The following is a 25,802-nucleotide window of genomic DNA, read 5'->3' as shown; positions in this document are numbered from 1 at the left end:
TCGCGGGGCATGCGGGGCACACGTATGGCGGGCGCGGGCACTTACGGCTGCATGGGACCTACGGCTGCATGGCACCTACTGCGGCGCGGGGCACGTACGGCGGCATGCAGCCACGGCGGGCACGGGGGCGCGTACGGGCGGCGCGGTCGTGAGGGCACCGCGGGCACGAGGACCGCGGGCGCGCACGGCGCCGCGGGCACGAGCGCCGCAAGCGCGCACGGCGCGGCGGACACGCACGGCGCGCACGGCGCCGCGGGCGCCGCGGGCGCCGCGGGCGCGCACCCGCGGCGCGGGCCGCCCCGCCGCGTAGGCCGTACGGCCCAGCGCCGCCCCGCGCGGGGCGTGATCCGCTCGCTTCGGGGGAACCCGCTTGGCGTTCCACTCGAGGAGGAGGGAGCCCATGACCACCGCTGAGGCCGAGACGGGCCGTACCGTGACCACGAACATCCCCGCCAGACTCGACCGCCTGCCCTGGTCCCGCTGGCACTGGACGATCGTCATCGGTCTCGGCACCGTATGGATCCTGGACGGCCTGGAAGTCACGGTCGTCGGCAACATCGCCAGCCGTCTCTCCGAGCCAGGCAGCGGCCTCTCGATCAGCTCCGGCCAGGTCACCGGCACGGCGGCCGCGCTCTACGTGGCGGGCGCCTGCATCGGCGCCCTGTTCTGGGGGCGGCTGACCGACCGGTTCGGCCGCAAGAAGCTGTTCATGATCACCCTCGCGGTGTATCTCGCGGCCACCGCGCTGACCGCGATCAGCTTCGACGCCTGGTGGTTCTTCCTCTTCCGGTTCCTGACCGGCTTCGGCATCGGCGGCGAGTACGCGGCCATCAACTCCGCGATCGACGAGCTCATCCCCGCGAACTACCGCGGCCGCGTCGACCTGATCATCAACGGCAGCTTCTGGGTGGGCGCGGTCGGCGGCTCCCTGCTGTCGATCCTCGCGCTGAACACCTCTTTCCTGGCCGCCGACGTCGGCTGGCGGCTGACGTTCGCCCTCGGCGCCGTCCTGGCCCTGGTCATCCTGCTGGTGCGCCGGCACGTCCCGGAGAGTCCGCGCTGGCTGCTGATCCACGGCAGGGACCGCGAGGCGGAGGAGGTCGTCAGCGGCATCGAGCGCCAGGTCGCGCGGGACAAGGGCGAGGAACTGCCCGAGCCGCACGGCGAGATCACCATCCACCAGCGCCGCAGCGTCAGCTTCGTCGAGATCGCCCGTACCGTCTTCGCCGACTACCGCAGGCGCAGCATCCTCGGCTTCTCCCTCTTCATCGGCCAGGCCTTCCTCTACAACGCCATCACCTTCGGCTTCGGCGCCATCCTGACCAAGTTCTACGACATCCCCTCCGACCACACCGGCTACTACTTCGCCGTCATCGCGGTCGGCAACTTCCTCGGCCCGCTGCTGCTGGGCAAGCTCTTCGACACGGTCGGCCGCCGGGTGATGATCTCCTCGACCTACCTGCTGTCCGGCCTGCTGCTGTTCGGCACCGCCTGGCTCTTCGGCAACGGCTCGCTGAACGCCACCACGCTGACGGCCTGCTGGTGCGTGGTCCTCTTCTTCGCCTCGGCCGGCGCCTCCAGCGCCTACCTGACGGTCTCCGAGGTCTTCCCGATGGAGACCCGCGCGATGTCCATCGCCTTCTTCTACGCCCTCGGCACCGCGGCCGGCGGCATCAGCGGCCCGCTGCTGTTCGCGGACCTCACCAGCACCGGCAACACCGGCGACACGGTCCTCGCCTTCCAGATCGGCGCGGGCCTGATGTGCGCGGCGGGTCTGGTCGCCGCCTTCCTGGCGGTCAACGCCGAGCGCCGGTCCCTGGAGGACATCGCCAAGCCGCTGACCGCGGTCACGCAGAAGGCGAAGGCGGCGACGGCACGCGGCCGCGACGGACGCGGCGGCCCCGGCGGCCGGGACGTCACGCCCCCGTCGTCGAGCCCGGCCTGACGATCATCAGCACCGTCACCGCGGCCCACAGCAGGTTGAACACCCCGGTGGACATGGCGAGCCGGACGGTGTCCCGACGGGTCACGGTGACGGCGCCCCGCACGGTGGCCGCAGCGGCGGTGACCCCGGCGGCCCCGGCGGCCCCGGCAGCCACGCCGGTCGCTCCGGCGGCGGGGCCGTCCCCGGCGGCGGCCCCGGCGTCCCCGGCGTCCCCGGCGGCGGCCCCGGCGTCCCCGGCGGCCCCGGCGGCCTCGGGCAGCAGCCCCCGTACGACCGCTTCCTGCCGCGGCAGCACGACTACGACGAGCACGGCCGCCGCGAGCGCGGTCAGCACGATCGAGGCGATCAGCCAGACGTCGCCCAGCACCCCCATGTTCTTCGCCGTGGCGAACCCGAACACGGGAACGACGACGCCGACGACGGCGTACACCCGGCAGATCCGGTGCAGCAGTTCCACGGTCGCCACCGTCGCCACGGCGTCCGCCGCCCGGGGACCGTCCGGCGGCGGGTCGAGCGCGCGGCGTGCGGCGGGCGGGAACATGCTGGCGGCGACGGTGACGGGCCCGACCGCGACGATCGCGGCCAGCACGTGCACGGCGAGGAGGAACTTGGTCACCCGCCAGACCGTAGGCGGGCCGGCGAGTCGGCAGGAGTGGCGAGAGTGCCAGGTATCGACGGATTCCCGCCACCCGCCCCACGCACCGCCGAGACCTGTGCCTACGCTCCCGCCATGCACACCGTGGCCGTCCTGGCGCTGGACCAGGTGATCCCGTTCGATCTCTCCGCCCCGATCGACACCTTCGGCTGGGCGAGACTGCCCGACGGCCGGGAGGCGTACGACGTACGGGTCTGCTCGGTGGCGGGCGAGGTGAGCGCGGCCGGCGGAGCGTTCACGGTCAGGGCGCCGTACGGCCTGGAGACCTTGGCGGAGGCCGACACGATCGTCCTGCCCGGGGTGGCGGACCCGACCGTACCCCTCCCGCCCGAGGTCGCGGAGGCGCTGCGCGCGGCGGCCGCCGCCGGCACCCGTATCGCCTCCATCTGCGTCGGCGCCTTCGTGTTCGCGGCCACCGGCCTGCTGGACGGCCTGCGCGCCACGACCCACTGGGTGGCCGCCGACGCCCTCGCCGAGCGCCACCCCGAGGTCACCGTCGACGCGAACGTCCTCTACGTCGACAACGGCCGGTTTCTCACCTCGGCGGGCGCGGCGGCGGCACTCGACATGTGCCTGCACATGATCCGCAAGGACCACGGCTCCGAGGCCGCCGCGCACGCGGCCCGCATGTCGGTCATGCCGCTGGAACGGGAGGGCGGCCAGGCCCAGTTCATCCCGCACGTGCTGCCGCCGGCCCCGGCGGGCGCCACCCTCGAACCGCTGCTGCACTGGCTGGAGAGCCACTGTGACCGCGACCTCGCCCTGGAGGAGATCGCGGCCCGCGCGGGCATGAGCACCCGCACCCTCAACCGCCGCTTCCGCGAGCAGACCGGCACGACGCCGCTGCAGTGGCTGCACCGGGCGCGGGTACGGCGCGCGCAGCACCTGCTGGAGACGACGCCGTACCCGGTGGAGCGCATCGCCGCCCAGGCGGGCTTCGGCTCCCCGACGGCGTTCCGGGAACGCTTCCGCAGGGTGGTGGGCACGAGCCCGAGGGCGTACCGGAAGTCGTTCCAGACGGCCGACCGGGTGTAACGCAGGTCACACCGAACGCCCCCGTGGCCGTGTCACACGGAGCGGCCGGCCTCCGTCGTACTTCCGTAACCGCTAATCAGCAGCAGCCGCGAGGCGAGCGAAGCCGAGCAACCGGGCGAAGCCGGGCGAAGCGGAGTGAAGCCGAGCGAGACCGAGCCGCCAAGGAGAAGCCACGATGGAAGCCCGTCTGAACCTCTTCGAGAACAACGTCACTGCCAAGTTCTTCCGCTACATCAACTCCGCGGGCAAGGTCCTGTCCGACTCGTCCCTCCCCGCCGCGACCCAGGAACTGGTGAAGATCCGCGCCAGCCAGATCAACGGCTGCGGCTTCTGCACCGACATGCACACCAAGGACGCCACGGCCGCGGGGGAGACCGTGCAGCGCCTGCACATGGTGGCGGCCTGGAGGGAGGCGAAGGTCTTCACCGACGCCGAGCGCGCCGCGCTGGAGCTGGCCGAGGAGGGCACGCGCATCGCGGACGCGGCGGGCGGCGTCAGCGACGAGGTCTGGGCGAACGCCGCGAAGCACTACGACGAGGAGCAGCTGGCCGCGCTCGTCTCCCTCATCGCCCTGATCAACGCCTACAACCGCGTGAACGTCCTGGTCCGCCAGCCGGCGGGCGACTACCAGCCGGGCATGTTCGGCTGACGGACCGGCGCACCGGCGCACCGGCAGACCGGCCGGGCCTCGTCCAGCCCGGCCGGGATTGTGGCCTCCCGGGTCACTTCCGCCGGTCGGCGACGGCCCAGGAGGCCAGCGCCACGGCCCCGGAGACCCCGAACACGGCAGGCCAGGCGCCCACCTTCTTGGCCAGCGGGTGCGACCCGGCGAACGCGGCGACGTACGCGGCCGTCAGCGCACCCGCGGCCTTCCCGCCGGCCCGCTGCCGCCACTGCTGCGCGGCGGCGGCTCCGGCGACCGCCAGCACGGCCCCGCCCAGCGGCCGCTTCCGGGTCCAGCGAGCCACGCCGTACCCACCGACCAGCCCACCCGCCGCGACCACAGCGCTGGGAACCCTCGCCATCAGTGCCTCCTGTGTCCCTTACGTCCTCATGGGCCCCACCGACACTACGCGCGCCCCGCTCGCGAGCGCAGACCTGAGCCCCTGCTTGTCAACTTTCATCTGCCGAGCTATATAAGAAGTCGTAGGGCATCGCACCCAGTGCCACCTGAGAGGAGTGACCCGTGATGCTCATGCGTACCGACCCCTTCCGCGAGTTCGACCGCATCGCGCAGCAGGTCTTCGGCCCCGCCCGACCGGGCCAGATGTCCATGGACGCCTACCGTTCCGGCGACGACTTCATCGTGCACATGGACATTCCGGGAGTGGACCCGGAGACCATCGACCTCGACGTCGAGCGGAACGTCCTCAACATCCGTGCCGAGCGCAGGTCCCCCGCCCCGGAGGGCGCGGAGCTGATCGTCGCCGAGCGGCCCACCGGCACCTTCACCCGCCAGCTCTTCCTCGGCGAGACCCTCGACACGGAGCGGATCGACGCCTCCTACGAGGCCGGCGTCCTCACCCTGCGCATCCCGGTCGCCGAACAGGCCAAGCCGCGCAAGATCCAGATCGCCGGCGGCAGCGAGCGCAAGCAGCTCGGCTCCTGAGCCGCGGCCGCGGCCGGCGCGGCCCATCACATCCCGGCGTTCCGCGGACGGGCACCCCCGCCCGCGGAACGCACTCACGTACCCGGACGGACGGACCTTTGGCGGAGGAGGCCCGCACCATGACGGTGACAGCACACCACCCCACGACCACCATCACGCGCGAACCGAAGGCCAGTTGGGCTGCCTTCGCGGAAAGGGTGAGGGAGAACGGCCAGTACCGCACGAGAGCGGAGGCGGAACAGGTCGCCCGGACAGTCCTCTCGGCGCTCGGCGGCCATGTCACGGCAGACGAACGGGTCGAACTCGCCGCCGCCCTGCCGGAAGAGGCGGCGAGGGTGTTCGCCTCGCAGATTCCCGCCGTCCGCCCCCTGACGGCGGCCGGGTTCGTCGACGCCGTGGCGGCCCGCATCGACGGCTCCACCACGGCCACGGCCCGCTGGGACGTCAGCTCGGTGCTGAGCGTGGTGGCCGACCTGGTGGACGAAGACCTGACGCGACGCGTGATCGCCCAACTCCCGCCGGGCTACGCCCTGCTGTTCGGCAGAGCGCAACTGGCACCGGCGTCGGGCGGCCCGGAGGGCCCCTCCGCATGACCCCAGCAATTAGTCCAAAAATCAACCGAACTGAGAAACCTCAAATGTTGATCAACGAGGTTGAACCAGGCGACGCGCGCTCAATAGATTTCCAACCGCACAAGGCGCCGCCGACCACGGCGCCGCAACCGCTCCGCGCATCGCTCAGCGAACAGCAACAGGGGGAACGAGCCGGCACACCAGGCTCGCCCGCCAGCACTGCTCGGCACGCCCACTCCAGGAGTGACCCCGCGTAAGCCGACACTCAGGGGGGTGCCGGACACGCGACTTCGTCCCCTCTACGACGACGACGCTCCTCCGGCCACCCGAACAGCGCTGACGACCGCTCAGCTGAACCGGAAACGCGGGGCACCGCAGAAGGGGTCCCGGGCGGCAGCACCACCAGGTGGCGAGAGCCACCCCCCACCAACTGCCGCCCGGCCCCACCGGCCGTACGCACCACGCCCTTCCCGAACCACCCGCAGCCGGCCACGCCGCTGCATCCCGGCCCCCGCGCCCCGGCCGCCCACCCCTGAGGCCGCCCGGCCAGGCCTCCTCGCGGTGGAGGGGAGTGTGTCAACCGCCGCACTCCACGAAACCGGGCGGCCTTGGGCGCCTCATAGGCTTGGGTCGCGTGAGATCCGGTGCGGCCGCCACAAGGACCAGAAAGCTGCCCGCAGCGTGGAAGAGCGCGGCACCGGAGGCGAAAATCCGGGCCTGTGCCTTGTTGGCCTCGTCGTACCCGTCCTCCGTCAGCGCGACCCGCTCGCTGCGCTGCTCCGTCCTGTTCCAACGGGAGTAGTAGTAACCACCGTGTCCATCGGTCTCGGTGTCCCGCGCCGACCCCGCGCCGGTCGCAAGAGCGAGCACCATGACGCCGCGTAAGCGCAGATCAATCCGGGCGGCAGGCTGCGCACGAACAACATCATGCGACCGGCGTTCGCGCTGCCGAGCAGAATCCGCCCACCCTCGGAGAAGAAGGTCCGCACCATGGCGCCGATGACGACCGGAAACACCGCGACAAACAGGGCGCCCACAGCGACGAAGGGAACCCTGCTCGGCCCGGGCAGCCAGGTCACCGCCTTAAGCAGCAGCGCAAGCACACACAGCACCCAGGCAAGAACGAAGTGAACCCGACTCCCGCGACGCAGCCCGGACAATTCTCCCCAGCCCATGTGCTGTCCGTCCCTCTCTGGTGGGTGCCAAATCAGCTCAGTCCACCACAGGGCTCAACTTCAGTGCAGTGGGGACCTCTTGAGGGCGTCTCGCACGAAAGCGCGCCACGCGTCAGCTCGTACGCCAATGACGGGACCGCCCACCCACTTGGAGTCATGTATGAGTACGTCATCCGCAACCACCGCGCACTCCACGCACTCTGTTCCGCTGCCGCCGCTGTAAGAGGACTTGAACCAGTTCGGTTGTGATGCCGTCATTGGGGCTCCTTGTGGATGCGGTCGATGAGCTCGGCTGAGGACTCCAGGTCGAGCGCCTGAGCGCTGAGGTACTGGAATGCCAACCTATAGCGCTCCAACTCCTGCGGCTTCTCCATGAAGAGGCCTCCGCCGAGGAGGTCCACGTAGGCGACGTCCAGCTCCGGAGACTGTCCGCGCAGGACGGCGAAGCTGCCGACGGCAGCCGCGTGAGCACCTCGAGTGAACGGCAATACCTGGACGGTGACATGCGGTCGTTGCGACATGGTCAGCAGGTGTTCGAGCTGCTGGCGCATTACCTCAACGCCACCTACCTGGCGCCGGATTGCCGCCTCGTCGATCACGCACCAGATGTGCGGTGGCTCAGAACGCTCCAGCAACTCCTGCCGCTTCATGCGGATGTCGACCATGTGCTGGACCTCGCGCTCACCGCACCGCACTTCGGAGGCCCGGTGAACGGCTTCTGCGTACGCGCGGGTCTGGAGCAGGCCGGGTACGTACATACAGGCGTAGTGGTCCTCGCGCACCACTTCGTCTTCGAGGGTGAGCATCAAGTTCATGGACTCGGGGATGGGGTCGGCGAGTGAGCGCCACCAGCCCTGGATCCTGGCCCCCTTCGCCAACTCGACCAGGGCGAGCCGCTCTGCCTCCGATGCTCCGTACTCCCGGCACAGTGCGTCGACGGCCGGCCATTTGACCGTGCCCTCTTTCGTCTCGTAACGGCTGAGCGTTGCCTTCGAGATGCCGACGCGCGCTCCGGCCTCCTCAAGGGTCAGACCCTTCAGCTCACGGAGGCGACGCAGGTCCGCGCCCAACTGGCGCCTGCGAGTGGTCGGTCCAACTGCCATGCCATCGGCCCTTCGTGTGGTCGGGTAGATCGTCGCTGTCGCGCGGGGTGGCGAGCAAGGAGGTGTGCGCCGGGGGCGCGCATCGCATCGCTGTGCTCCCGGCCCCCTCTTTGTGAGAGTTCCATTTTGAGAGTTTCACTGCAACGCTGTGTGGCTATGGAAACACGCAAAGTGCCGATTGTTCGCGTCTTCGACGGAGTGGGTGTGAACGCCGGACAGCTCACGGACTCCGCCGGCCGGCCACCAAGTGGACACTGGGAGCTGCCATTTCAGGCCGAGGCCGAGGGCCTGTCAGCTCTTCGGAGGCTTCTGCGGGCCCAGTTGGAGGACTGGGGCCTTCAGGAGGTCAGTGACGCTGCTCAGTTGTGCGTCGGTGAGCTCGTCGCGAACGTGATCAGGCACATCGGGCCCGGGACCCCCTCCATGCTCACCGTCTCCCTGTCCGGCGGGCGCCTGCGCATCGAGGTGCGCGACCCTGATCCTCGTGCTCTCCCCACGCTGACCGAGGTCGGACTGGATGCTGAGTCAGGGCGCGGCATGGCGCTGATCGACGCCGTCAGCGAGCGATGGGGTGTCGAAGTGACCGCGGACCGCAAGGTGACGTGGTGCGAGCTGAGCACTGCTCGCACCACAGCGCACCGCCAGGTCCCGGACGACGGCGTACCCGACCGAGCCCAGGCCCACTTCGAGGCGAAGAGCGGACAGAACTGACCGATCGGCCGGCCTACGCGCTCAGCTTGCCGTGATCGCCGAATATGTCCACACGTCGGCCGGTAGTTCGTGATCCAGGCGCCAGGTGATCGCCATGGGCTTGCTGCCTGTGTGGCCCTCGTAGGTGGCAGGCCCGAGGAGCATCCAGGGCTGGGACTTGCCTATGTCGCTGTTCTTGTAGCGGCGCATGAAGAGCAGGATGCTGCTGCCACGCTGCTTGTGCTCCCGGTAGCGCATGCCGGTAGGGGAATCCGCTGCCGTCGCGTTCTGGGACTCCCAGTGGAGGAGCGTCGGGCTCAGTGCGTAGTCCTTGTAGCGGATGGTTGGCGAGAAGTCCTTCTCGTTCTTCTCCAACGTGATCAGCAGTGCGTCCGTCCGTAGTTCCTCCACCCACTGCACGCCCTGTGCGAAGGTGCGGGGCATCTGCCCGCCGAAGCGGGCGACTCCGAGAGCGGCGAGGATCTCGGAACGGTTGTAGGCGCTGTGGACCTTCAACGGGACCCTGCTGAGGCGTCCGGAGAGCGGCACGGGTACATGGTCGGCCTGCTCCATGACGTGCGCCAGCACCTGGCGCAACTCGTCGCGGAACGTCCGCTGTGCGCGCAGCGACTCAAGCCCCTGCTGATAGCTGGTGAAACCGCCCGCGTTGTCCCAGAGATTGAAAAACAGCATGCGCGCGTACGACTGGTCGAGTGCGTCCAGTTTCTCGTACGGCGGCGCGTCATCCTCAAGGAGTCGGAGGTAGGCCTGGGCGCGCTCGGGGTCGTCGACGTGGAGGAACGCGTGTACCCGCTTCAGCAGTGCGTCCTCATCTGAGGGTGCGAACTCGTCGACCAGCCCGGCCCGGCGAAGCACGACCGTCCAGGAGTTCCCGCCCTTGTAGAGCTCCTTGATCTCCCGGCGGCTCTCCCGAAGGTAGTCTGCAAGGCGCGGGGTGCTGTACGCCTTCACCTCCTTCACCAGTGTCTTCACCGTCGCACCAAGCTGCGTCCGGATGTTGTCCAGGACGAGGTCTTTGGACTTGCCCTCAAGGATGATCTGGCAACCGGACGGCAGCTGCGGGAAATCGTGCTCTATGTGGTCGACGAGGCGATTCCGTGACAGGTTGGTCAGCGCACGGAACTGCTCCTCGAAGCGGAATTCCGCTCGGTGCTGGCCGATGAAGTCGAGCACCGTGAGCACAGGCTTGGTCTCGGTGCGGCGCAGCCCCCGGCCCAACTGCTGGAGAAAGACGGTGGCGCTGTTGGTGGGGCGAAGGAGCAGCAGTGTGTCGACGTCGGGGATGTCGAGTCCCTCGTTGAAGAGGTCGACGGAGAAGATCACCTGCAGCTTGCCGGCGGACAGGTCGGACAATGCTCGGGTGCGCGTCTCGGCCGAAGAGTCGCTGTCGAGCGCCACTGCCTGGAAACCGGCCTCCCGGAAGAAGCCCGCCATGAAGTGCGCGTGCGCTTTGGTCACACAGAAGCCGAGAGCGCGCATGCCGCCGGGATTGGACACCTTGTCGCGGATCTGCTTGACCACGATCCGGGCACGCGCGTGGTCGCCGGTGTAGAGGTTGCCGAGTTCCTGGTCGGCGTATGAGCCCTTCTGCCAGCCCAGGTTCGTCAAATCCGTGCCATCCGGGATGCCGAAGTAGTGGAAGGGGCAGAGCAGGTCGTTCTCGAGGGCCTCCCACAACCGCATTTCGGCGGCGATGCGGCCGTCGAAGAACTCGTCCTGGACGTTGAGCCCGTCCATCCGCTCCGGGGTCGCCGTCAGACCCAGCAACTCCCGCGGCTGGAAATGGTCGATGACCCGCCGATATGTGGTGGCCGTGGCGTGGTGGAACTCGTCGATGACGATGATGTCGAAGTGGTCGGAAGCCAGTTGCTCAAGCCGCTGGACGTTCAGCGACTGGACGCTGGCGAACACGTGATCCCAAGCCCGGGGCTCCATGCCGGCGTGCAGCAACTCGCCGAACGAGGCGTCGTCCAGGACTTCCCGGTAGGTGCGCAGAGACTGCTTGAGGATCTCCTTGCGGTGAGCCACGAACAGCAATCTCGGACGTCTGCCGTCCCAGTTTCGGGACAGGCTTCGGTAGTCGAGGGCGGCCATGACCGTCTTCCCCGTACCAGTTGCCGCGACCAGAAGGTTGCGGTGCCGCCCACGGATTTCCCGCTCCACGGTGAGACGTTCCAGCATGTCCCGCTGGTGCGGGAAGGGGCGTACTTCCAGGCCGGAGAGGTTGATCTTCAGATCGGTGCTGGAACCCTTGGCGCCCGCCTGGGCGAGAGCTCCGTCAAGTCGCTCTCCGTGCAGGTCGGGGTCGTAGGTCTCGAAAGCCGTGTCGTTCCAGTACGCGTCGAAGGTCGCCTCGAACTTGTCCAGCACCGCGGGTGTGGCGACGGATGACAGCCGTACGTTCCACTCCAGGCCGTCGAGCAGAGCGGCCCGGGAGAGGTTCGAGGACCCTACGTACGCGGTGTCGAAGCCCGTGTGGCGCCGGAAGAGCCAGGCCTTGGCGTGCAGGCGGGTGGATCGGATCTCGTAGTTGACCTTGACGGTGGCGCCGAAGTCGCGGACCAGGCGGTCAAGCGCGTGGCGGTCGGTGGCACCCATGTAGGTGGTCGTGATGACGCGGATCGGTACGCCCCGCTCCTTGGCGGAACGCAGGGCATCCTCCAGAACCCTTATGCCGTACCACTTCACGAAGGCGCAGAGCAGATCGATGCGGTCCGCTGTCGCCAACTCGGCCCGCAGTTCGGCACCCAGACTGAGGTCCTCCGGCGAGTTCGTGAGCAGCGAGGTCTCGGACAACGGGGTCAGCGGGCGGATCGCGTAGGCCCCCGGTGCCTCCTGCTTGGCGAGGGCCAGCAACTGCCGTGGGCCCTCGACGACTGTGCCCGAAAGGTCAGGCTCGCCGTGCTCGGCACCGCCGGTCTCCAGAGAGGACAGGATGTGGTTGGCGAAGCGAACCTGCTGGGTGGGCGGGAGCTGGTTCAGTCTGCGGGCTACCACCTCGCCGATGTGCCGTGCCAGCACATGCGGCGTGGACTCGGCGCTGACTTCCGCGTCGATGGCCTTCCACCCCATGGACTCGAGCTGCTTCAGCTCATCTCGCACATCCTGAGTGATCAGCTTCTCGTACACACCAGCGACAGGCTGCTGTCCCACTTCCCCGGCTCCCGCCACGATGCCCCCCTCGGCCACACGTCAACGTGGATCCGTTGTAACAGGTGGGGCTGACAACGGCGGGACCAATGGTCCTGTTCTCCCATCGAAGGCAGGACGGGTACGGACGATCGCGACCTTACTGGGTTGACACGATTTCATCACGAGATCTCCACAAGGCTTTGTGTTCGCGAGAAGATGTAGCACTCAAGCAAATCCATGGGGGGACCATGAGCCACAACATCACGCCCCCGCCTATGCCGCACTACGGGCCGCCGCAGCCGCTGCTTCCGCAGCCTCCGTCGGCAAAGAGCAGAACCGTCATCGTTGCCGTGGCCGCCGCGGTCGTGGCCGCGGTCGTCTCCGCCGCCGTCACGGCGGGCGTCGCCGGTGGCACCAGCGCCAAGGTGGCCCCCACTGTCACGGTCACCGAGACCGCTGGCGACGACACTGGCGACGCGGCGGCGGACGATGTGGCAGATCCGACGGATGAGGCCACGGACGACTCAACGAGCGGCGACAGCAGCGGCGATGCCTATGCGCTGACCGACAGCGTCACCTATGAGAACGATGTCGCTGTCACCCTCTCAGGAATCCGGCGGTTGGTGTCCAGCGAGTACGCATCGCCCGAGAACACCAACTACGTGCAGTTCACCATAAAGATCAAGAACGGCGGTACCGAGACCCTCGACACCACCGGACTCACCGTCAACTGCTCTTACGGAGAGGACGGGCGCAGCAGCGAATCGATCTTTGACAGCGAGCACGACCTTGACGGAGGTCCCGACACCAAGCTCCTGGCCGGAAGATCGATCAACGTGACATGGGGCTGCGAGCTGCCCAAGAAGCAGAAGATCATCCAGATCGAAGTGTCTCCCGACATGGATTCGGAAAGCGCGATCTTCACCGGCAACGTGAAGTAGGCGCCCGCTCCCCGTTCCGTGCAGGGATGGGGAACCGCTGATCCGTGCTTCGAGCCATGGCGTGTATACGCCGTGCTCAATGTTCACGGTCAGCCGACGACGGGGACCCGGCCATGGACTGACCGCTGATCGGTCTAGGTGCAGGCGTGTTCGTAGCGGATGTAGCCCTTCTGGCCGTCGCGTCGCGGACCCAGTTGTGGAAGTCGTTCCACCACGTGGCGGGGTCCGGGTCGGGCCCGTCTGCCGACTGGGCCAGGACGTTCCACGACCATCACCCGGCGGTCGTCCCTCGTCGAGCACACCGAAAGTCGGGCAAGTTGACGAGTGTGCTCACTCCGGGCCGGGGTCCGGCACGCCCAGCGGGCTCCGCATCCTCAGTCGGTCGCCGTAGGCCCAGAGCCCCCGTGGCAGGACGTGTACGGCTTGCCCGTGCCGCACCAGCAGGACTCGCCCCGTTGGGGCGGCCAAGGTACGGCTCGGCCTCTGGCCGCCAGGGTTGTGGCGTACTGGGGGAGCAGGGCCGGGTCGGACGGGGAGGTGCCCTCTGAGGCCGCGAAGGCCTCGTAGGAGGGGACCGTGCCGGTGACGATGCCCAGGTTGGCGGTGCCGGAGGCGGACAGTTCGCGCAGGGACGCCTCTATCGTCGCCAGGTGGGTCTCGTGGGAGGGGTACTCCGCGGAGAGGTCGCCGTACGCGCTGAGGAGTTCGGCCAGTTCCGCCGCCGGCCAGTGCAGGACGGCGACAGGGAAGGGGCGGGAGAGGGCCTCGCGGTAGGTGCCCAGCTCCGCGCGCAGGCGGGCGATCTCCGCCTCCAGCTCCGCCGGGTTCTCCGAGCCGAGGGACCAGACCCGTTTGGGGTCGTGCAGTTCGTCCAGGGAGACCGGGGAGGAGTGCAGGGTGTCGGCGAGCATGTCCCAGTCGTCGTGGGCCGCGCCCATCATGCGGCGCACCCGGTGACGTCCGAAGAGGAGGGGGTGCGTGGCGCGCGGGGGCTGCTCGGCGTCGGCCAGCAGCAGTTCCACCGCCTCCGTGAACGTCTTGTGCGCCGCCTCCAGCTCGTCGTGGGACTCCAGTGACTCCGCGACGATCACCCAGGGGGCCGGGTCCCTGGGCGCGGTGGCCCGAATGCCGTCGATGATCGCCCTGGCCTCCGCCTCGTGGTCGTACTCCCACAGGTTGGCGGCCTTCAGGGCGCGGACCAGGTGGGGGTTCTCCAGGCCGTCGTGGGAGGACAGCAGGCGGTCGTAGAGCGTCGTCGCGGCGGGGCGGTCGCCGGACAGTTCCAGGTGGGCCGCGGCCTGCAGGAGCAGGGCCTCGGCGTCCTCGGGATACAGGCCTGCGGTCCGCTCCAGGCGGGCGGCTTCGGCGGCGTGGTCGACGTTTTCGGCGGGCGTGTCGGGGCGCATGGGGGACACCGTACTGCCGGGCGGCGGCAACAGTCAGGTATCTGCAGGCCAGGGGGCCCGCACTATGGCTGGCAACCTTCGGCCGTCGCCCTTATGGTGCGCGCGGCCAGTGGTGGCGCCGGCGTCTGGAAGGAGGGCGGGCGTATGCGGGTTCCCGTCGTGCAGCACCGGACCCGGCGGAGGCGCGCGCTGCGGCGGCGGGCGCTGTGGACCGGGGGCGAGGTGCTCCTCACCGCGGGGTTGCTGCTTCTGCTGCTCGTCGTCCATCAGCTGTGGTGGACCAACCGGGAGGCGAGGCAGGGGGCCGCGCGGGAGGTTCGGGCCCTGGAGCAGGAGTGGGGGACGTCCCGCGCGGGTCGGGCGGCGGAGGGGGCGGCATCAGCGCCGGCGGACGGTGGCTCGGGGGCGTCCGGTTCCACCGGCGGGTCCGGTGCGTCCGGCGGGCGGATGGCGGGTGGCGGGGGCCCAGTGCCGGTGCCTACCGCCGTTCCCGGGCCGTCGCGGCCGGACTGGGCCCAGGCCTACGCCGTCCTCGTCATCCCCCGTCTCGGCCTCCGCGTGCCCGTCGCCGAGGGGGTCGGACGGCGGGACGTGCTCAACAAGGGGTACGTCGGTCACTACCCCGGCACCCAACAGCCGGGCCAGGCGGGGAACTTCGCGCTCGCCGGGCACCGCAACACGCACGGCGAGCCCTTCCGGTACCTCGACCGGCTGCGGCCGCGCGACCTCGTCGAGGTGGAGACACGGACCGCCGTCTACACGTACGCCGTCGACCGGATCCTCCCGCAGACCTCCGCGCGGGACGACGGGGTGATCCGGCCCGTGCCGAGGAGTCTGGTCGAGCCCGCGTACGGATACCGGAACCCGGGCTACTACGTCACCCTCACCACCTGCACCCCGGAGTTCACCTCCCGGTACCGGCTGGTGGTCTGGGGCACGCTCACCGCAATGCGGCCACGATGACCGCGCCGGCAGCGGCCAGCGCCGCCGAGACCACCATCGCCACGTCGGCGCCCCGGGTCAGGCTGCCCGCGGAGGTCGCGATGGCGATGGTCAGGGCCACGCCGGCGCACGAGCCGACGTAGCGGAAGGTCTGCTGGGCGCCCGAGCCCATGGCGGCCCGCTCGGGCGGGACCGACTCGACGGCCGCCAGGGGCAGCGCGGCGTTGAGGAGGCCGCTGCCGACGCCGCCGATCAGCAGGCCGGGGAGCAGACGGGTCCAGGTGCCGGAGCCCAGGGCGCCGAGCATGCTCAGGGCGGCGACGGCGTGCAGGACGAAGCCGAGGGCCAGTTGGCGGCGCGGGGGCATCCGGCCCGCCAGCCGCTTGGCCTGGAGGGCGACCACGAAACTCACGCCGGACCAGAGCAGGAACAGCCATGCCGTGTCCAGCGGGGACAGGCCGAGCGCCCGCTGGAGCAGCGCCGGGAGGAAGGTGAACAGGCCGATCACGGCCAGGCCCGTGAACAGTCCGCCCGCGGAGGAGGCCAGGAAGCGGCGGTGGCGCAGGAGGGAGAGGTCGATCATCGGGGTCGCCGAGCGGCGCTCCACCAGCCAGAACACCGCGGTCAGCGCCACCGTCGCGGCGAGCAGCAGACCCACCGGCGCCCGCAGCCAGCCGTCCCGGCCGAGGGTCAGGGCGGCCACGAGGGCCACCAGGGCCAGTCCGAAGGCCAGCGCGCCGGGCACGTCGGGGCGGCCGTGGCGCGGGGCGCGCGACTCCGACAGCGCGCGCGTGCCGAGCGCGGCCACGATCAGGGCCGCGCCGCCCAGCACGGCGTACGCGAGCCGCCAGCCGGGCAGCGCGCCCGCGAGCAGCGGACCCAGCGCGATGCCGCCGCTGACGAAGGCGCCCCATACGCCGGTCGCGTGGAGCCGGCCGCGCGGGCTGGGGAAGGCGTGCACGATCAGGCCCAGGCTGCTGGCCAGCAGGGCGGCGCTCGCCGCGCCCTGGGCCACCCGGGCCAGCGTGAACTGCCAGGTCGAGGTGGTGACCGCGCCGAGCACGGTGGTCAGGCCGAGGGCCAGGGTGCCGGCGAGGAAGACGCGGCGGCGGCCGTAGTCGTCGGCCAGGCTGCCGGCGACCAGGAGGAGGGCGGCCAGCCCCAGCGGGGTGCCGTTGAGCAGCCACGCCTGGGCGGAGAGGGAGGTGTGCAGGGCGGCGGCGGTGCCGGGGAGGGTGACCGCGGGCGCGGTGTACGTCATCAGGGCCACGGCGGTGGCGGCGCTGGTCAGGGCGAGGGTGGCTCGGGGGCCGGGGGGTGAGCCGGTACGTGCGCGCCGCGGGGGTGTGGTGCGGCGGGGCGCGGTGGGGCCGGCGTCCGGGCCGGTGGTGGCGGGCGTGCGCGGGGTGGCGGAGCCGAGTCCGGTCATGGCCTCGTCCTTAGAGTTCGGTGAATGAACCTAGCTTGTCCTCGCACCGTAACACCGTCGGTTCAGTGACCGAACCATTAGGTCGTAAAGTCGCTACAGTGGAGCCATGGCACTGGGCAAGGACTACGCGACGCAGGAGTGCTCGATCGCCCGCGCGCTGGAGATCATCGGGGAGCGGTGGACGCTGCTCGTCGTCCGTGACGCGCTGTACGGGGTCCGGCGGTACAACGACTTCCTCGTGCACCTCGGCATCCCCAGGGCGGTGCTCGCCGCCCGGCTCCAGACGCTCACCGCCGAGGGGATCCTGGAGAAGCGGCGCTACCAGCAGTCGCCGCCCCGGGACGAGTACGTCCTCACCGAACGCGGCATCGCCCTGTGGCCCACCCTGCGGGCGCTCGGCCAGTGGGGGCGCGAGCACTTCACCGAGGCCCGGCTGCGCTACTTCCGGCACGCGGACTGCGGCACCGAACTCGGGCCGTACGGCGAATGCCCCGCGTGCGGAACCGTCGTACCCGTCGAGGACGTCCTCATGGTGCCGGGCCCCGGACTCGACCCGGACCCGGCCGACCCGGTCAGCCGGGCGCTGCTGAGGCCGAGGCGGCTCCTCGAACCACTCGACCCGGAGCCCGCCGAACGGATCGGCTGACGGACGGGGAGGTGCGGCAAAGGGCGAGCATCACCAGCGGAAGGTAGGAAGGGGGGAGCGAGTGTGATCCGTGACCGGCTTCGTCGCCGTCCCCTCGCTGCCGTCGCGCTGCCGGTGCTGACACTGCTCCCGGTCCTGCTCCTGGTGCTCCAGTTCGCGCTGCTCGACCCGGGCAGCCTGTCCGCGACCGTCGCCGCCGGTGCGGCGCTCGTCGCGTGCGCCCTCCTCTCCTCGCGCTGCGCCCCCGTCGTCCCGCCCACCCGGGTGCGTACGGCCCTGCGGGAGCGGGACCGCCGTACGGCCTTCCTGCCGCAGCGTGATCCCGACGCGCCCGGCCGTCGCCGGCCGAGAGCGCCCGGGTGTGCTCCTACGACGACCGTCGTCGCGTAGGGCGCGTTTCCGCTGTTCCATCCACCCAGCTCGCCCTGCGCGGGTCGTCCTGCCGTCATGTCCCCGTTCCCGGCACGACGAGACCCCCGGAGGGCTCACCCATGTCCGTTCTCACCCACCTGCTCGAGCACCTGGTCGAGCAGCTCGCCGACCTGCTCCAGCCGTTGTTCCACGCCTCCGCGGCCGCCGCCGCGATCGTCCTGTTCACCGCGCTCGTACGACTCCTCGTCCATCCCCTCTCCCGGGCCGCCGCGCGCGGACAGCGGGCCCGGGCCGCGCTCCAGCCGAGGATCGCCGAGCTGCGGGAGAAGCACCGGAAGGATCCGCGGAAGCTGCAGCAGGCGGTGCTGGATCTGCACGCGGCGGAGAAGGTGTCGCCACTGTCGGGCATGCTGCCGAGCCTGTGCCAGCTGCCCGCCTTCTTCCTCCTCTACCGCCTGTTCTCCCGTCCGGCGCCGGCTGACGGCTCCGACGGGCTGCTCGGGCACCGGCTGTTCGCGGCGCCGCTCGGCGGGCGGTGGGCGGACGTCCTCGGCGACGGCCAGGTCTTCGGGGCGGCCGGGGGCGTGTACTGGGCGCTGTTCGCGGTCGTCGCCCTCCTCGCCGGCTTCGACTACCGGCGGGCGCGGCGGAGTACGGAGGTCCTGTCCGCACCCGGGGGTGGCGGTGCGGCCGGTGCCGGCGGTGCCGTCGGCGCGGTGGCCAAGGCTCTGCCGTTCATGTCCTTCTTCACGCTCGTCACCGTCGCCGTCGTACCGCTGGCCGCCGCGTTGTACGTGGTGACCAGTACGGCGTGGAGCACGGTCGAGCGGGTGCTGCTGTACCGGTGAGGTGGGCCGGAGGGACCAGGACCCGGTCCAGTACGTGAACCGGGTCTTGCGGAGTGGACGGGGGGCTTGGAGGATCGGACAGGCCTCCGACGGACGGTTCCGCCGCACCCGGATCGTGCCGCTCGGGCGGGCCGCCCGTGAGTGAGGGAGATGGGGAAGATGAAGCTGCTGCGAGTCGGTACGGCGGGTGCGGAGCGGCCCGCGCTGCTGGACGCGGACGGGACCTTGCGGGACCTGTCGGACGTGGTCCCGGACATCGACGGCGCCCTGCTCGCCGACGACGCCGCGCTCGGGCGGGTCCGGGCCGCCGCCGGGGCGGGGGAGCTGCCCGTGCTGGACGCGGCCGGGCTGCGGATCGGGCCTCCGCTCGCGCGGATCGGCAAGATCGTGTGCATCGGGCTGAACTACCACGACCACGCCCGTGAGACCGGTGCGGAGCTGCCCGCCGAGCCGGTGATCTTCTTCAAGGCGCCGGACACCGTGGTCGGACCCAACGACACCGTGCTGGTGCCGCGCGGCTCCACGAAGACCGACTGGGAGGTCGAACTCGCGGTCGTCATCGGGCGTACGGCCCGCTATCTGGAGTCCCGCGAGGAGGCCCTCGCGCATGTCGCCGGGTACGCGGTCGCGCACGACGTTTCCGAGCGGGAGTTCCAGATCGAGCGCGGCGGGACCTGGGACAAGGGGAAGAACTGCGAGACCTTCAACCCGCTGGGCCCCTGGCTCGTGACGGCGGACGAGGTGTCCGACCCGCAGCGGCTGCCGCTGCGGCTGTGGGTCAACGGTGAGCTCAAGCAGGACGGCAGCACCGCCGAGCAGATCTTCCCCGTCGCCGAAGTCGTGCGCTACGTCAGCCAGTTCATGACCCTCCACCCCGGCGACGTCATCAACACCGGTACGCCCGCCGGGGTGGCCATGGGCAGGCCCGAACCCAAGCCCTATCTGCGGGCCGGGGACGTGGTCGAACTGGAGGTGGAGGGGCTGGGGCGCCAGCGCCAGGTGCTCAAGGACGCGTAGGCGCCCAGCCGTTGGGGGCTCGGGAGGCCAGGGGCCGGGCGTTCGGGGCTCGGGGGCGGGCGGTCAGGCGAGGAGGGCCGCCACGCGGCGCCACTCCTGCCTGGGCAGCGCCTCGCGCTCGGCGCCCGCCACCACCACCTGGAGCGCCAGGTGGTCCGCGCCCGCCGCGAGGAACTCCTCCACGCGGGCGCGGATCCGGGCGTCGTCGCCCCATGCGAACACCGCGTCGACCAGCCGGTCGCTGCCGCCGTCCTTGAGGTCGTCCTCGGTGAAGCCCAGCCGCAGGAAGTTGTTGGTGTAGTTGGGCAGGGCGAGGTACATGGCGAGGTAGTCGCGGGCGGTCGTACGGGCGCGCTCGGGGTCCTCGTCCAGGATGACCTTCAACTCCGGTGCGAGCAGCGGGCCTTCGCCCAGGATCTCGCGGGCCCGCGCGGTGTGCTCCGCCGTCACCAGGTACGGCACCGCGCCCGCCGCCCGGTCCCGGGACAGCTCCAGGGTCTTCGGGCCGAGCGCCGCCAGCACCCGGCGCCCGGCGGGCACCCCGGCCGCGTCCAGGGCGTCGAGATACGCGACCAGCGCCGAGTACGGGCGGCGGTACTGCTCCGCGAGCTTGGCGTGGCTCACCCCGAGCCCCAGTACGAACCGGCCCGGGTGGGCCGACTCCAGCCCGGCGAAGCCGGCCGCGCCGGCCTCGGCGTCGTGCTGCCAGATGCTCTGGATGCTGGTGCCCACCGCGAGCCGCGAGGTCGCCTCCAGCAGCGGGGCGGCGTTGCCGGCGGCGCTGCTGCCGCCGAGCCAGGCCGTGCCGTAGCCGAGCTCCTCCAGCTCCGCGGCCGCCTCGGCGATCTCACCGCGCCGTGCGGGGTCCTCCGAGCGCAGGCCGATGCTCCAGACGCCGTACCGTCCGACCCTCTGCTTCAGCGGTGCTGCCGTGTCGCTCATCGTTCCAGTCCCTCCGGGCGGGTGCCGTGATCATCACGTCTACAGCCACCCCAACCCGGGGGAACGCGCCGATAATCCCCGGGCAAGCCGCGAAGGGGCTACTCGTCCCGCCCTTCGAGGAGCCGCTCCAGCGCCTCCACCACCAGCCGGTGGTCCTGGAGCTGGGGCAGGCCCGAGACCGTCACCGCGCCGACCACGCCGACGCCGTCCACCGTGACCGGGAAGGAGCCGCCGTGGGCCGCGTAGGCGTCGGGGTCCAGGCGGGAGGAGTCCTCGAACGTCGTCCCCTTGGCCCGGAAGCGGGCGCCGACCAGGTACGACGCCGAGCCGTACCGCTCCACCACCCGCCGCTTGCGGGCGATCCAGGCGTCGTTGTCCGGAGTCGAGCCGGGCAGGGCCGCGTGGAAGAGCTGCTGGCCGGCGCGGTGGATGTCGATCGCCACCGGGGCCTGTCGCTCCCGCGCCAGCTCCACCAGCAGCGAGCCCAGCGCCCAGGCGTCGTCGTGGGTGAACCGCCGGAAGACCAGACGGCGTTCCTGCGCCTCGAGCTCCTCGATGCTCGGGGCGCTCTCGGGAGACTTGGACTCGGGGGACTCGGGGGACTCGGGGGACTCGGGGGACTTGGGGGACACGGGGGATTCGGAGGACTCGGGGGTGGAGCGGGAAGCGGATCCGGAGGTGGACCTCGGTGTGGGTCTGTTCGTCACAGCGCCACCGCCACGCCCTCGCGGGCCGAGCGCCGGGCCGCCTCCAGCACGTCGAGCGCGGCGGCCGCCTCGCCGGCGGTCACCGGGTTCGGAGCGCCCTCGCGCAGGGCGGCGGCCACGGCGGCGTAGTACGCCGGGTAGTCGCCGGGCAGGGTCGGCACGGGACGGCCGCCCCCGGTCAGCGGGGACTCGCCGGCGCCGACGCGGCCCCACAGGGACTCCTCCTCCGTGCCCCAGCCGCCGGGACCCGGGCGACCGGGGCGCCGCCCGTCGCGCAGGTCGGCCTCCTGGGGGTCGAGCCCGTGCTTCACATAGCCGGCCCGCGAGCCCAGCACCCGGAAGCGCGGGCCGAGTTGGGCCGCCGTGGCGGAGACGTAGAGGTGGGAGCGGACGCCGTTCGCGTGCGTGAGCGCGATGAACGTGTCGTCGTCGGTCTCCGCCCCCGCCCGGCGCACCACCGACTCGGCGTACACCTGGGTCACGGGGCCGAACAGCACCAGCGCCTGGTCGACGACGTGGCTGCCGAGGTCGTAGAGCAGACCGCCGATCTCCACCGGGTCGCCGGATTCGCGCCAGCCGCCCTTGAGCTGCGGCCGCCACCGCTCGAAGCGCGACTCGAACCGCCATACGTCGCCCAGCTCGTCCTCGGCGATCAGCTCGCGCAGGGTGAGGAAGTCGTTGTCCCAGCGGCGGTTCTGGAAGACGGACAGCAGCAGTCCGCGCTCCTCCGCGAGGGCGGCGAGCTGTCGCGCCTCGTCCGCCGTACCCGCCACCGGCTTGTCCACCACGACGGGCAGACCGGCCTCCAGGGCGGCGGTGGCGAGCGGGACGTGCGTCTTGTTCGGGGAGGCGACGACGATCAGGTCCAGCTCGGCGGAGCGGGCGAACAGCTCGTCGGGGCCGGCGACGGTGCGGACGTCCGGGAACTCCGCGCGGGCCCGCGCCTGCCGCTCGGGGTCGGAGGTGACCACCGTGTCGAGGACGAGGCCCTCGGTGGCGGCGATCAGCGGGGCGTGGAAGACGGAGCCGGCGAGGCCGTAGCCGACGAGACCTGCGCGAAGGGGTGTGCCAGTCATGCGTCCTACTTTCGCAACGCTGTTGCCGAAGTGCAAGCGCGGGGGACAATGGGGGCGAGGAACCGGCCGGGAGTGAGGGTGAGATGGGCGTGGGTGCGGGCGGAGACGCGGGTCCCGGCAGGGGACCGGGCGCGAGTCCGGGTGTGGGGGCGGTCGCCCGCGTCGGGGCGGGGGCAGGTGCGGGGGCGGGAGCCGGGGCGAACCTGCTCGCGCTGCGCAGCCACAACACGGCCCTGGTGCTCGACCTGCTGCGCGGGGCCGGTGCCGGGGGCATCAGCAGGCTGGAGCTCGCCGAGCGCACCGGGCTCACCCCGCAGGCCGTCAGCAAGATCACCGCGCGGCTGCGCGCCCAGGGGCTCGCCGCCGAGGCGGGCCGGCGCGCCTCCACCGGGGGCAAGCCGCGCACGGTGCTGCGGCTGGTCCCCGAGGCCGGGCACGCGGTCGGCGTGCACGTCGACCGGGACGAGGTGCGCGCGGTGCTGGCCGACCTGAACGGCACGGTGGTCGGCGAGCGGCGCGGGCCCCTGCACGCGGGGGGCCCGGGGGCGGGTGCCGAGGTCGTGGTGGAGGAGGTGGCCCGGCAGGTCGAGGGCCTGGCGCCGCCGGTCGCCGAGTCCCTCCTCGGCGTCGGGGTCGCGCTGCCCGGACCGCTGGACCACCGCAGCGGGGTGCTGCACCGGGTGACCGGGTTCCCCCAGTGGGAGGGCTTCGGGCTGCGGGACGCGCTGGCGCGGCGGCTCGGGGTGCCCGTGGTGGTCGACAAGGACACCAACGCGGCCGCGCTCGGCCTCGCGGTCGCGAGGGGCGACGACGGCGGTGGTGCCGGGTCCTTCGCGTACCTCCACGTGGGTACGGGGCTCGGGGCCGGGCTGGTGATCGGGGGCGGGGTGCACCGGGGGGCGCGGACCGGGGCGGGGGAGTTCGGGCACCAGGTGATCCAGCTGGACGGACCGCCGTGCGAGTGCGGGGACCGGGGGTGCGTGGAGGCGCTGTGCCTGGCGGCGGTGGCACGCGGGGAGACGGAGGAGGCGGCGCGGGTGCTGGGCGCCGGGGCCGCGAACCTGGTGGGGCTGCTGGACATCGAACTGGTGCTGCTGGGCGGCCGTACGGTGGCCGCCGCACCGGACGCCTTCGTGGCGGGCGTGTCGGCGGTGCTGGCCGCGCGGGCCCGGCGCGAGGGTCTGCCGGGCGGCGCGGTACCGGTACGGCTCGCCCCCGGCGGCGAACGGTCGGTCGCGGAGGGCGCGGCCCAACTCCTCCTGGCCCCGGTGTTCGGCCGGGGCGGTGGCTGACGAGATCCGCCCGCCGGACGAGGGGTTTCGCGGGGCCGTTCGGGGCGCTCGGTCCCGTGGCGTCCTCCGGTCGCGTGGTCGCTGCGGCATGGTCATGTGTTCATGCGACTGTGCACGTCCCTGTCCCCCTGCCTTGCCGCAGCCGCCCTCATCCTGACCGGGCCGGCCCACGCCGACTCACGTCCCCTCGACGCCGGTTCGCGTCCCGTCGATGCCGGGGCGCGTTCCGTCTGTGCTGGTCCTGATGACCGTCACTTCCCCATCAGCAGCCGCATCCACGGTGGCCCCGACCGCTACACCGCCGGAGGCGGATACGGCACCTTCTCCATCGACCTCACCAACACCACCTCCGTCACCTGCGCCGCCATCCACCCGGTGGTCGTCCTGGTCGACGCCAAGCGCGCCCTGAAGGCCGGCCAGGCCCGGCTGGACTTCTACGACGGCTCCCGCCCCCACCCCGTGCGCTTCGAGACCACCGACCAGGCCGAACTCGTCGGCCCCTTCGACGCGGGGCTGCCCGGCTTCACCGTGGGTCCGCGCAAGACCGTCACCGTGAAGGCCCGCCTCGCGATCACCTCCGACGCCGTGGCGAACGAGGTCACCGCGAACGCGGCCGTCGTCCAGCGGCACGACGACGACGGCGACTGGGTCGGCCAGTCCGACGACTACCGCTTCCGCATCGACTCCGGCACGGTCACCGCCCCCGGCACGGTCACCACCCCCGGCACGGTCACCGCTCCCGGCACGGCCACGCCGGAAACCGGCCCCCCGGCCACCGCCACCTCCACCACCGCCTCTTTGGTCCCCACTCCCACGCCCTCCCACGACGATCCGACCCTCGCCGACGAACTCGCCCGGACCGGCCTCACCACCCCCCTCGGCGTGATCACGGCCACCGCCCTGCTGCTCGCCGCCGGCGGCACGCTCGTACTGACCTGGAGGCGCCGCTGAGACAAGGCGCGCCGTGCTGGGCGGAGCCCTGACCGCCGGACCGTTTCGGCAAGATCCGGCCACTGGCTAGGCTGGGCGTACGCAGGCCCGCGTACGGCAGGAGACCCCGCACATGGCAGACCGCAAGCCCATCGAGTCGTGGCTCACCGACATGGACGGTGTCCTGATCCACGAGGGCGTCCCGATCCCCGGCGCCGACGCCTTCCTGAAGAAGCTGCGGGAGTCCGGCCGCCCGTTCCTGGTGCTGACCAACAACTCCATCTACACCCCGCGCGACCTGCACGCCCGGCTGCGGCGCATGGGCCTGGACGTGCCGGAGGGGAACATCTGGACCTCCGCCCTGGCCACCGCCCAGTTCCTCGACGACCAGCGGCCCGGCGGCAGCGCGTACGTCATCGGTGAGGCGGGCCTGACCACCGCGCTGCACGACATCGGGTACATCCTGACCGACCACGAGCCCGACTTCGTGATCCTCGGCGAGACCCGCACGTACTCCTTCGAGGCCCTGACCAAGGCCGTGCGGCTCATCAACAACGGCGCCCGGTTCATCGCCACCAACCCCGACAACGTGGGCCCGTCCGTCGAGGGCGACCTGCCCGCCACCGGCTCGGTGGCCGCGCTGATCACGGCCGCGACCGGCAGGAAGCCGTACTTCGTCGGCAAGCCCAACCCGCTGATGATGCGCGCCGGGCTGAACGCGATCGGGGCCCACTCCGAGACGTCCGCCATGATCGGCGACCGCATGGACACCGATGTGCTCGCCGGTCTTGAGGCGGGAATGCGCACGTTCCTGGTGCTGAGCGGAGTCACCCAGCCCCAGGACGTCGACCGCTACCCGTTCCGCCCGTCCGAGGCCGTCGACTCGATCGCCGACCTGGTCGAACGTATCTAGCGCTCACCGCTCCCACCCACCACACCGCGCTCACCCGAACGGAGCACAACGCGTCCCGCGCGGATGCGGGGCGGGGCCATCGGCAGTCTCCTGGTACCCGGAGGTTGTTCACGATGGGTCCACTACGCCTCACCGTCTGTGCGGGACTGCTGGCCGCCGCGGCCCTCGTGCCCGCGGCGCACGCGGCGGACCACGCGGCCGACCGTGCGGCTGCCCTGCGGGACCGCGTCGCGCGCGCCCCCGCCGCGCCGGTGCTGCCCGTGCCGGCGGCGCCCGCGCGCCCCCCGGCGCTGCCACCGAGCCCGCGATCGAGTCCGCGATCGAGCCCTCCGCCGAGCCCGCGGACGTCCGCCCCGCGCGCCGTTCCCGCCGCCCCCGGCACCTTGCATGCCGTGACCGGGCTG

25 protein-coding genes are annotated in these 25,802 nt (G+C 71.5%); 15 read left to right on the top strand and 10 right to left on the bottom strand.

Features of this window, described 5'->3' with window-relative positions:
• The first annotated feature begins 400 nt into the window (after positions 1–400).
• Positions 401–1,945: an MFS transporter gene (locus tag IE249_RS17155; protein WP_189705682.1), complete on the top strand. Its 1,545-nt coding sequence runs from the start codon at positions 401–403 to the stop codon at positions 1,943–1,945.
• On the opposite strand, the gene IE249_RS17150 is transcribed toward IE249_RS17155, so the two are convergent.
• Positions 1,917–2,561 (bottom strand): protease, encoded by a 645-nt coding sequence (locus IE249_RS17150; RefSeq protein WP_189705681.1) that lies wholly within the window; start codon positions 2,559–2,561, stop codon positions 1,917–1,919. The genes IE249_RS17155 and IE249_RS17150 overlap by 29 nt on opposite strands.
• A gap of 114 nt (positions 2,562–2,675) precedes the next feature.
• Here IE249_RS17150 and IE249_RS17145 point away from each other — a divergent pair, with 114 nt between their 5' ends.
• Both IE249_RS17145 and IE249_RS17140 read left to right on the top strand, forming a co-directional pair.
• Complete coding sequence (locus tag IE249_RS17145) at positions 2,676–3,635, top strand: GlxA family transcriptional regulator (RefSeq protein WP_189705680.1); 960 nt, start codon at positions 2,676–2,678, stop codon at positions 3,633–3,635.
• 175 nt (positions 3,636–3,810) lie between these two features.
• Positions 3,811–4,284 carry a carboxymuconolactone decarboxylase family protein gene (locus tag IE249_RS17140; protein ID WP_189705679.1) on the top strand — a complete coding sequence of 158 codons (474 nt, stop codon included), beginning with the start codon at positions 3,811–3,813 and terminating at the stop codon, positions 4,282–4,284.
• 73 nt (positions 4,285–4,357) lie between these two features.
• Here IE249_RS17140 and IE249_RS17135 read toward each other — a convergent pair whose 3' ends face one another.
• Positions 4,358–4,660: a hypothetical protein gene (locus IE249_RS17135; RefSeq protein WP_189705678.1), complete on the bottom strand. Its 303-nt coding sequence runs from the start codon at positions 4,658–4,660 to the stop codon at positions 4,358–4,360.
• A gap of 164 nt (positions 4,661–4,824) precedes the next feature.
• Between IE249_RS17135 and IE249_RS17130 the strand changes: the two genes are divergently transcribed.
• On the top strand, positions 4,825–5,244 hold the full coding sequence (locus tag IE249_RS17130; protein WP_189705744.1) for an Hsp20/alpha crystallin family protein: 420 nt from the start codon (positions 4,825–4,827) through the stop codon (positions 5,242–5,244).
• A gap of 119 nt (positions 5,245–5,363) precedes the next feature.
• Positions 5,364–5,837, top strand: a complete 474-nt coding sequence (locus tag IE249_RS17125; RefSeq protein ID WP_189705677.1) for a DUF2267 domain-containing protein — start codon at positions 5,364–5,366, stop codon at positions 5,835–5,837.
• Positions 5,838–7,051: 1,214 nt separating this feature from the next.
• Here the strand turns inward: IE249_RS17125 and IE249_RS17120 are convergent.
• A complete protein-coding gene (locus IE249_RS17120) occupies positions 7,052–7,249 on the bottom strand; it encodes a DUF397 domain-containing protein (protein WP_189705676.1) in 198 nt (65 codons plus the stop codon).
• Positions 7,246–8,094 carry a helix-turn-helix domain-containing protein gene (locus tag IE249_RS17115; RefSeq protein ID WP_189705675.1) on the bottom strand — a complete coding sequence of 283 codons (849 nt, stop codon included), beginning with the start codon at positions 8,092–8,094 and terminating at the stop codon, positions 7,246–7,248. The genes IE249_RS17120 and IE249_RS17115 overlap by 4 nt, the downstream gene beginning before the upstream one ends.
• A gap of 171 nt (positions 8,095–8,265) precedes the next feature.
• Here IE249_RS17115 and IE249_RS37570 point away from each other — a divergent pair, with 171 nt between their 5' ends.
• Positions 8,266–8,805, top strand: coding sequence for an ATP-binding protein (locus IE249_RS37570; protein WP_308434360.1), 540 nt, complete (start codon positions 8,266–8,268; stop codon positions 8,803–8,805).
• 21 nt (positions 8,806–8,826) lie between these two features.
• Here the strand turns inward: IE249_RS37570 and IE249_RS17105 are convergent, their stop codons facing one another.
• Positions 8,827–11,958, bottom strand: a complete 3,132-nt coding sequence (locus IE249_RS17105; protein WP_268249701.1) for a DEAD/DEAH box helicase — start codon at positions 11,956–11,958, stop codon at positions 8,827–8,829.
• A 227-nt stretch (positions 11,959–12,185) separates the two neighbouring features.
• Between IE249_RS17105 and IE249_RS17100 the strand changes: the two genes are divergently transcribed.
• Entirely contained in the window at positions 12,186–12,878 is a 693-nt protein-coding gene (locus IE249_RS17100; RefSeq protein ID WP_189705673.1) for a hypothetical protein, read from the top strand.
• 374 nt (positions 12,879–13,252) lie between these two features.
• On the opposite strand, the gene IE249_RS17095 is transcribed toward IE249_RS17100, so the two are convergent.
• Positions 13,253–14,284, bottom strand: a complete 1,032-nt coding sequence (locus IE249_RS17095; RefSeq protein ID WP_189705672.1) for an SEC-C domain-containing protein — start codon at positions 14,282–14,284, stop codon at positions 13,253–13,255.
• A gap of 144 nt (positions 14,285–14,428) precedes the next feature.
• Here IE249_RS17095 and IE249_RS17090 point away from each other — a divergent pair, with 144 nt between their 5' ends.
• The gene (locus IE249_RS17090) at positions 14,429–15,247 is read left to right on the top strand and encodes a class E sortase (RefSeq protein ID WP_189705671.1); all 819 of its coding nucleotides are present in this window, start codon (positions 14,429–14,431) and stop codon (positions 15,245–15,247) included.
• On the opposite strand, the gene IE249_RS17085 is transcribed toward IE249_RS17090, so the two are convergent.
• Positions 15,225–16,655 carry an MFS transporter gene (locus tag IE249_RS17085; protein ID WP_189705670.1) on the bottom strand — a complete coding sequence of 477 codons (1,431 nt, stop codon included), beginning with the start codon at positions 16,653–16,655 and terminating at the stop codon, positions 15,225–15,227. The genes IE249_RS17090 and IE249_RS17085 overlap by 23 nt on opposite strands.
• Positions 16,656–16,761: 106 nt before the next feature.
• Here IE249_RS17085 and IE249_RS17080 point away from each other — a divergent pair, with 106 nt between their 5' ends.
• From IE249_RS17080 to IE249_RS17065, 4 genes are all read left to right on the top strand, one after another.
• On the top strand, positions 16,762–17,301 hold the full coding sequence (locus tag IE249_RS17080) for a winged helix-turn-helix transcriptional regulator (RefSeq protein ID WP_189705669.1): 540 nt from the start codon (positions 16,762–16,764) through the stop codon (positions 17,299–17,301).
• A gap of 63 nt (positions 17,302–17,364) precedes the next feature.
• Complete coding sequence (locus IE249_RS17075; protein ID WP_373304401.1) at positions 17,365–17,691, top strand: DUF6412 domain-containing protein; 327 nt, start codon at positions 17,365–17,367, stop codon at positions 17,689–17,691.
• Between the two features lie 101 nt (positions 17,692–17,792).
• Complete coding sequence (locus IE249_RS17070; protein WP_189705668.1) at positions 17,793–18,521, top strand: YidC/Oxa1 family membrane protein insertase; 729 nt, start codon at positions 17,793–17,795, stop codon at positions 18,519–18,521.
• A 159-nt stretch (positions 18,522–18,680) separates the two neighbouring features.
• On the top strand, positions 18,681–19,538 hold the full coding sequence (locus IE249_RS17065; protein ID WP_189705667.1) for a fumarylacetoacetate hydrolase family protein: 858 nt from the start codon (positions 18,681–18,683) through the stop codon (positions 19,536–19,538).
• 63 nt (positions 19,539–19,601) lie between these two features.
• On the opposite strand, the gene IE249_RS17060 is transcribed toward IE249_RS17065, so the two are convergent.
• The 3 genes from IE249_RS17060 to IE249_RS17050 form a co-directional block, all read right to left on the bottom strand.
• Positions 19,602–20,480: an LLM class F420-dependent oxidoreductase gene (locus IE249_RS17060; RefSeq protein WP_189705666.1), complete on the bottom strand. Its 879-nt coding sequence runs from the start codon at positions 20,478–20,480 to the stop codon at positions 19,602–19,604.
• A gap of 98 nt (positions 20,481–20,578) precedes the next feature.
• Positions 20,579–21,037: a heme-degrading domain-containing protein gene (locus IE249_RS17055; RefSeq protein WP_189705741.1), complete on the bottom strand. Its 459-nt coding sequence runs from the start codon at positions 21,035–21,037 to the stop codon at positions 20,579–20,581.
• A gap of 146 nt (positions 21,038–21,183) precedes the next feature.
• Positions 21,184–22,263: a Gfo/Idh/MocA family oxidoreductase gene (locus IE249_RS17050; protein WP_189705665.1), complete on the bottom strand. Its 1,080-nt coding sequence runs from the start codon at positions 22,261–22,263 to the stop codon at positions 21,184–21,186.
• Positions 22,264–22,346: 83 nt separating this feature from the next.
• Between IE249_RS17050 and IE249_RS17045 the strand changes: the two genes are divergently transcribed.
• From IE249_RS17045 to IE249_RS17035, 3 genes are all read left to right on the top strand, one after another.
• Positions 22,347–23,555 (top strand): ROK family transcriptional regulator, encoded by a 1,209-nt coding sequence (locus tag IE249_RS17045; RefSeq protein ID WP_189705664.1) that lies wholly within the window; start codon positions 22,347–22,349, stop codon positions 23,553–23,555.
• A gap of 102 nt (positions 23,556–23,657) precedes the next feature.
• Positions 23,658–24,506: a hypothetical protein gene (locus IE249_RS17040; RefSeq protein ID WP_189705663.1), complete on the top strand. Its 849-nt coding sequence runs from the start codon at positions 23,658–23,660 to the stop codon at positions 24,504–24,506.
• A 112-nt stretch (positions 24,507–24,618) separates the two neighbouring features.
• A complete protein-coding gene (locus IE249_RS17035; RefSeq protein WP_189705662.1) occupies positions 24,619–25,398 on the top strand; it encodes an HAD-IIA family hydrolase in 780 nt (259 codons plus the stop codon).
• Positions 25,399–25,802: the final 404 nt, after the last annotated feature.

Source organism: Streptomyces anandii JCM 4720 (assembly GCF_014650655.1).
Classification (GTDB): domain Bacteria; phylum Actinomycetota; class Actinomycetes; order Streptomycetales; family Streptomycetaceae; genus Streptomyces; species Streptomyces anandii.
This window is presented reverse-complemented; position numbering and strand designations above follow the sequence as displayed.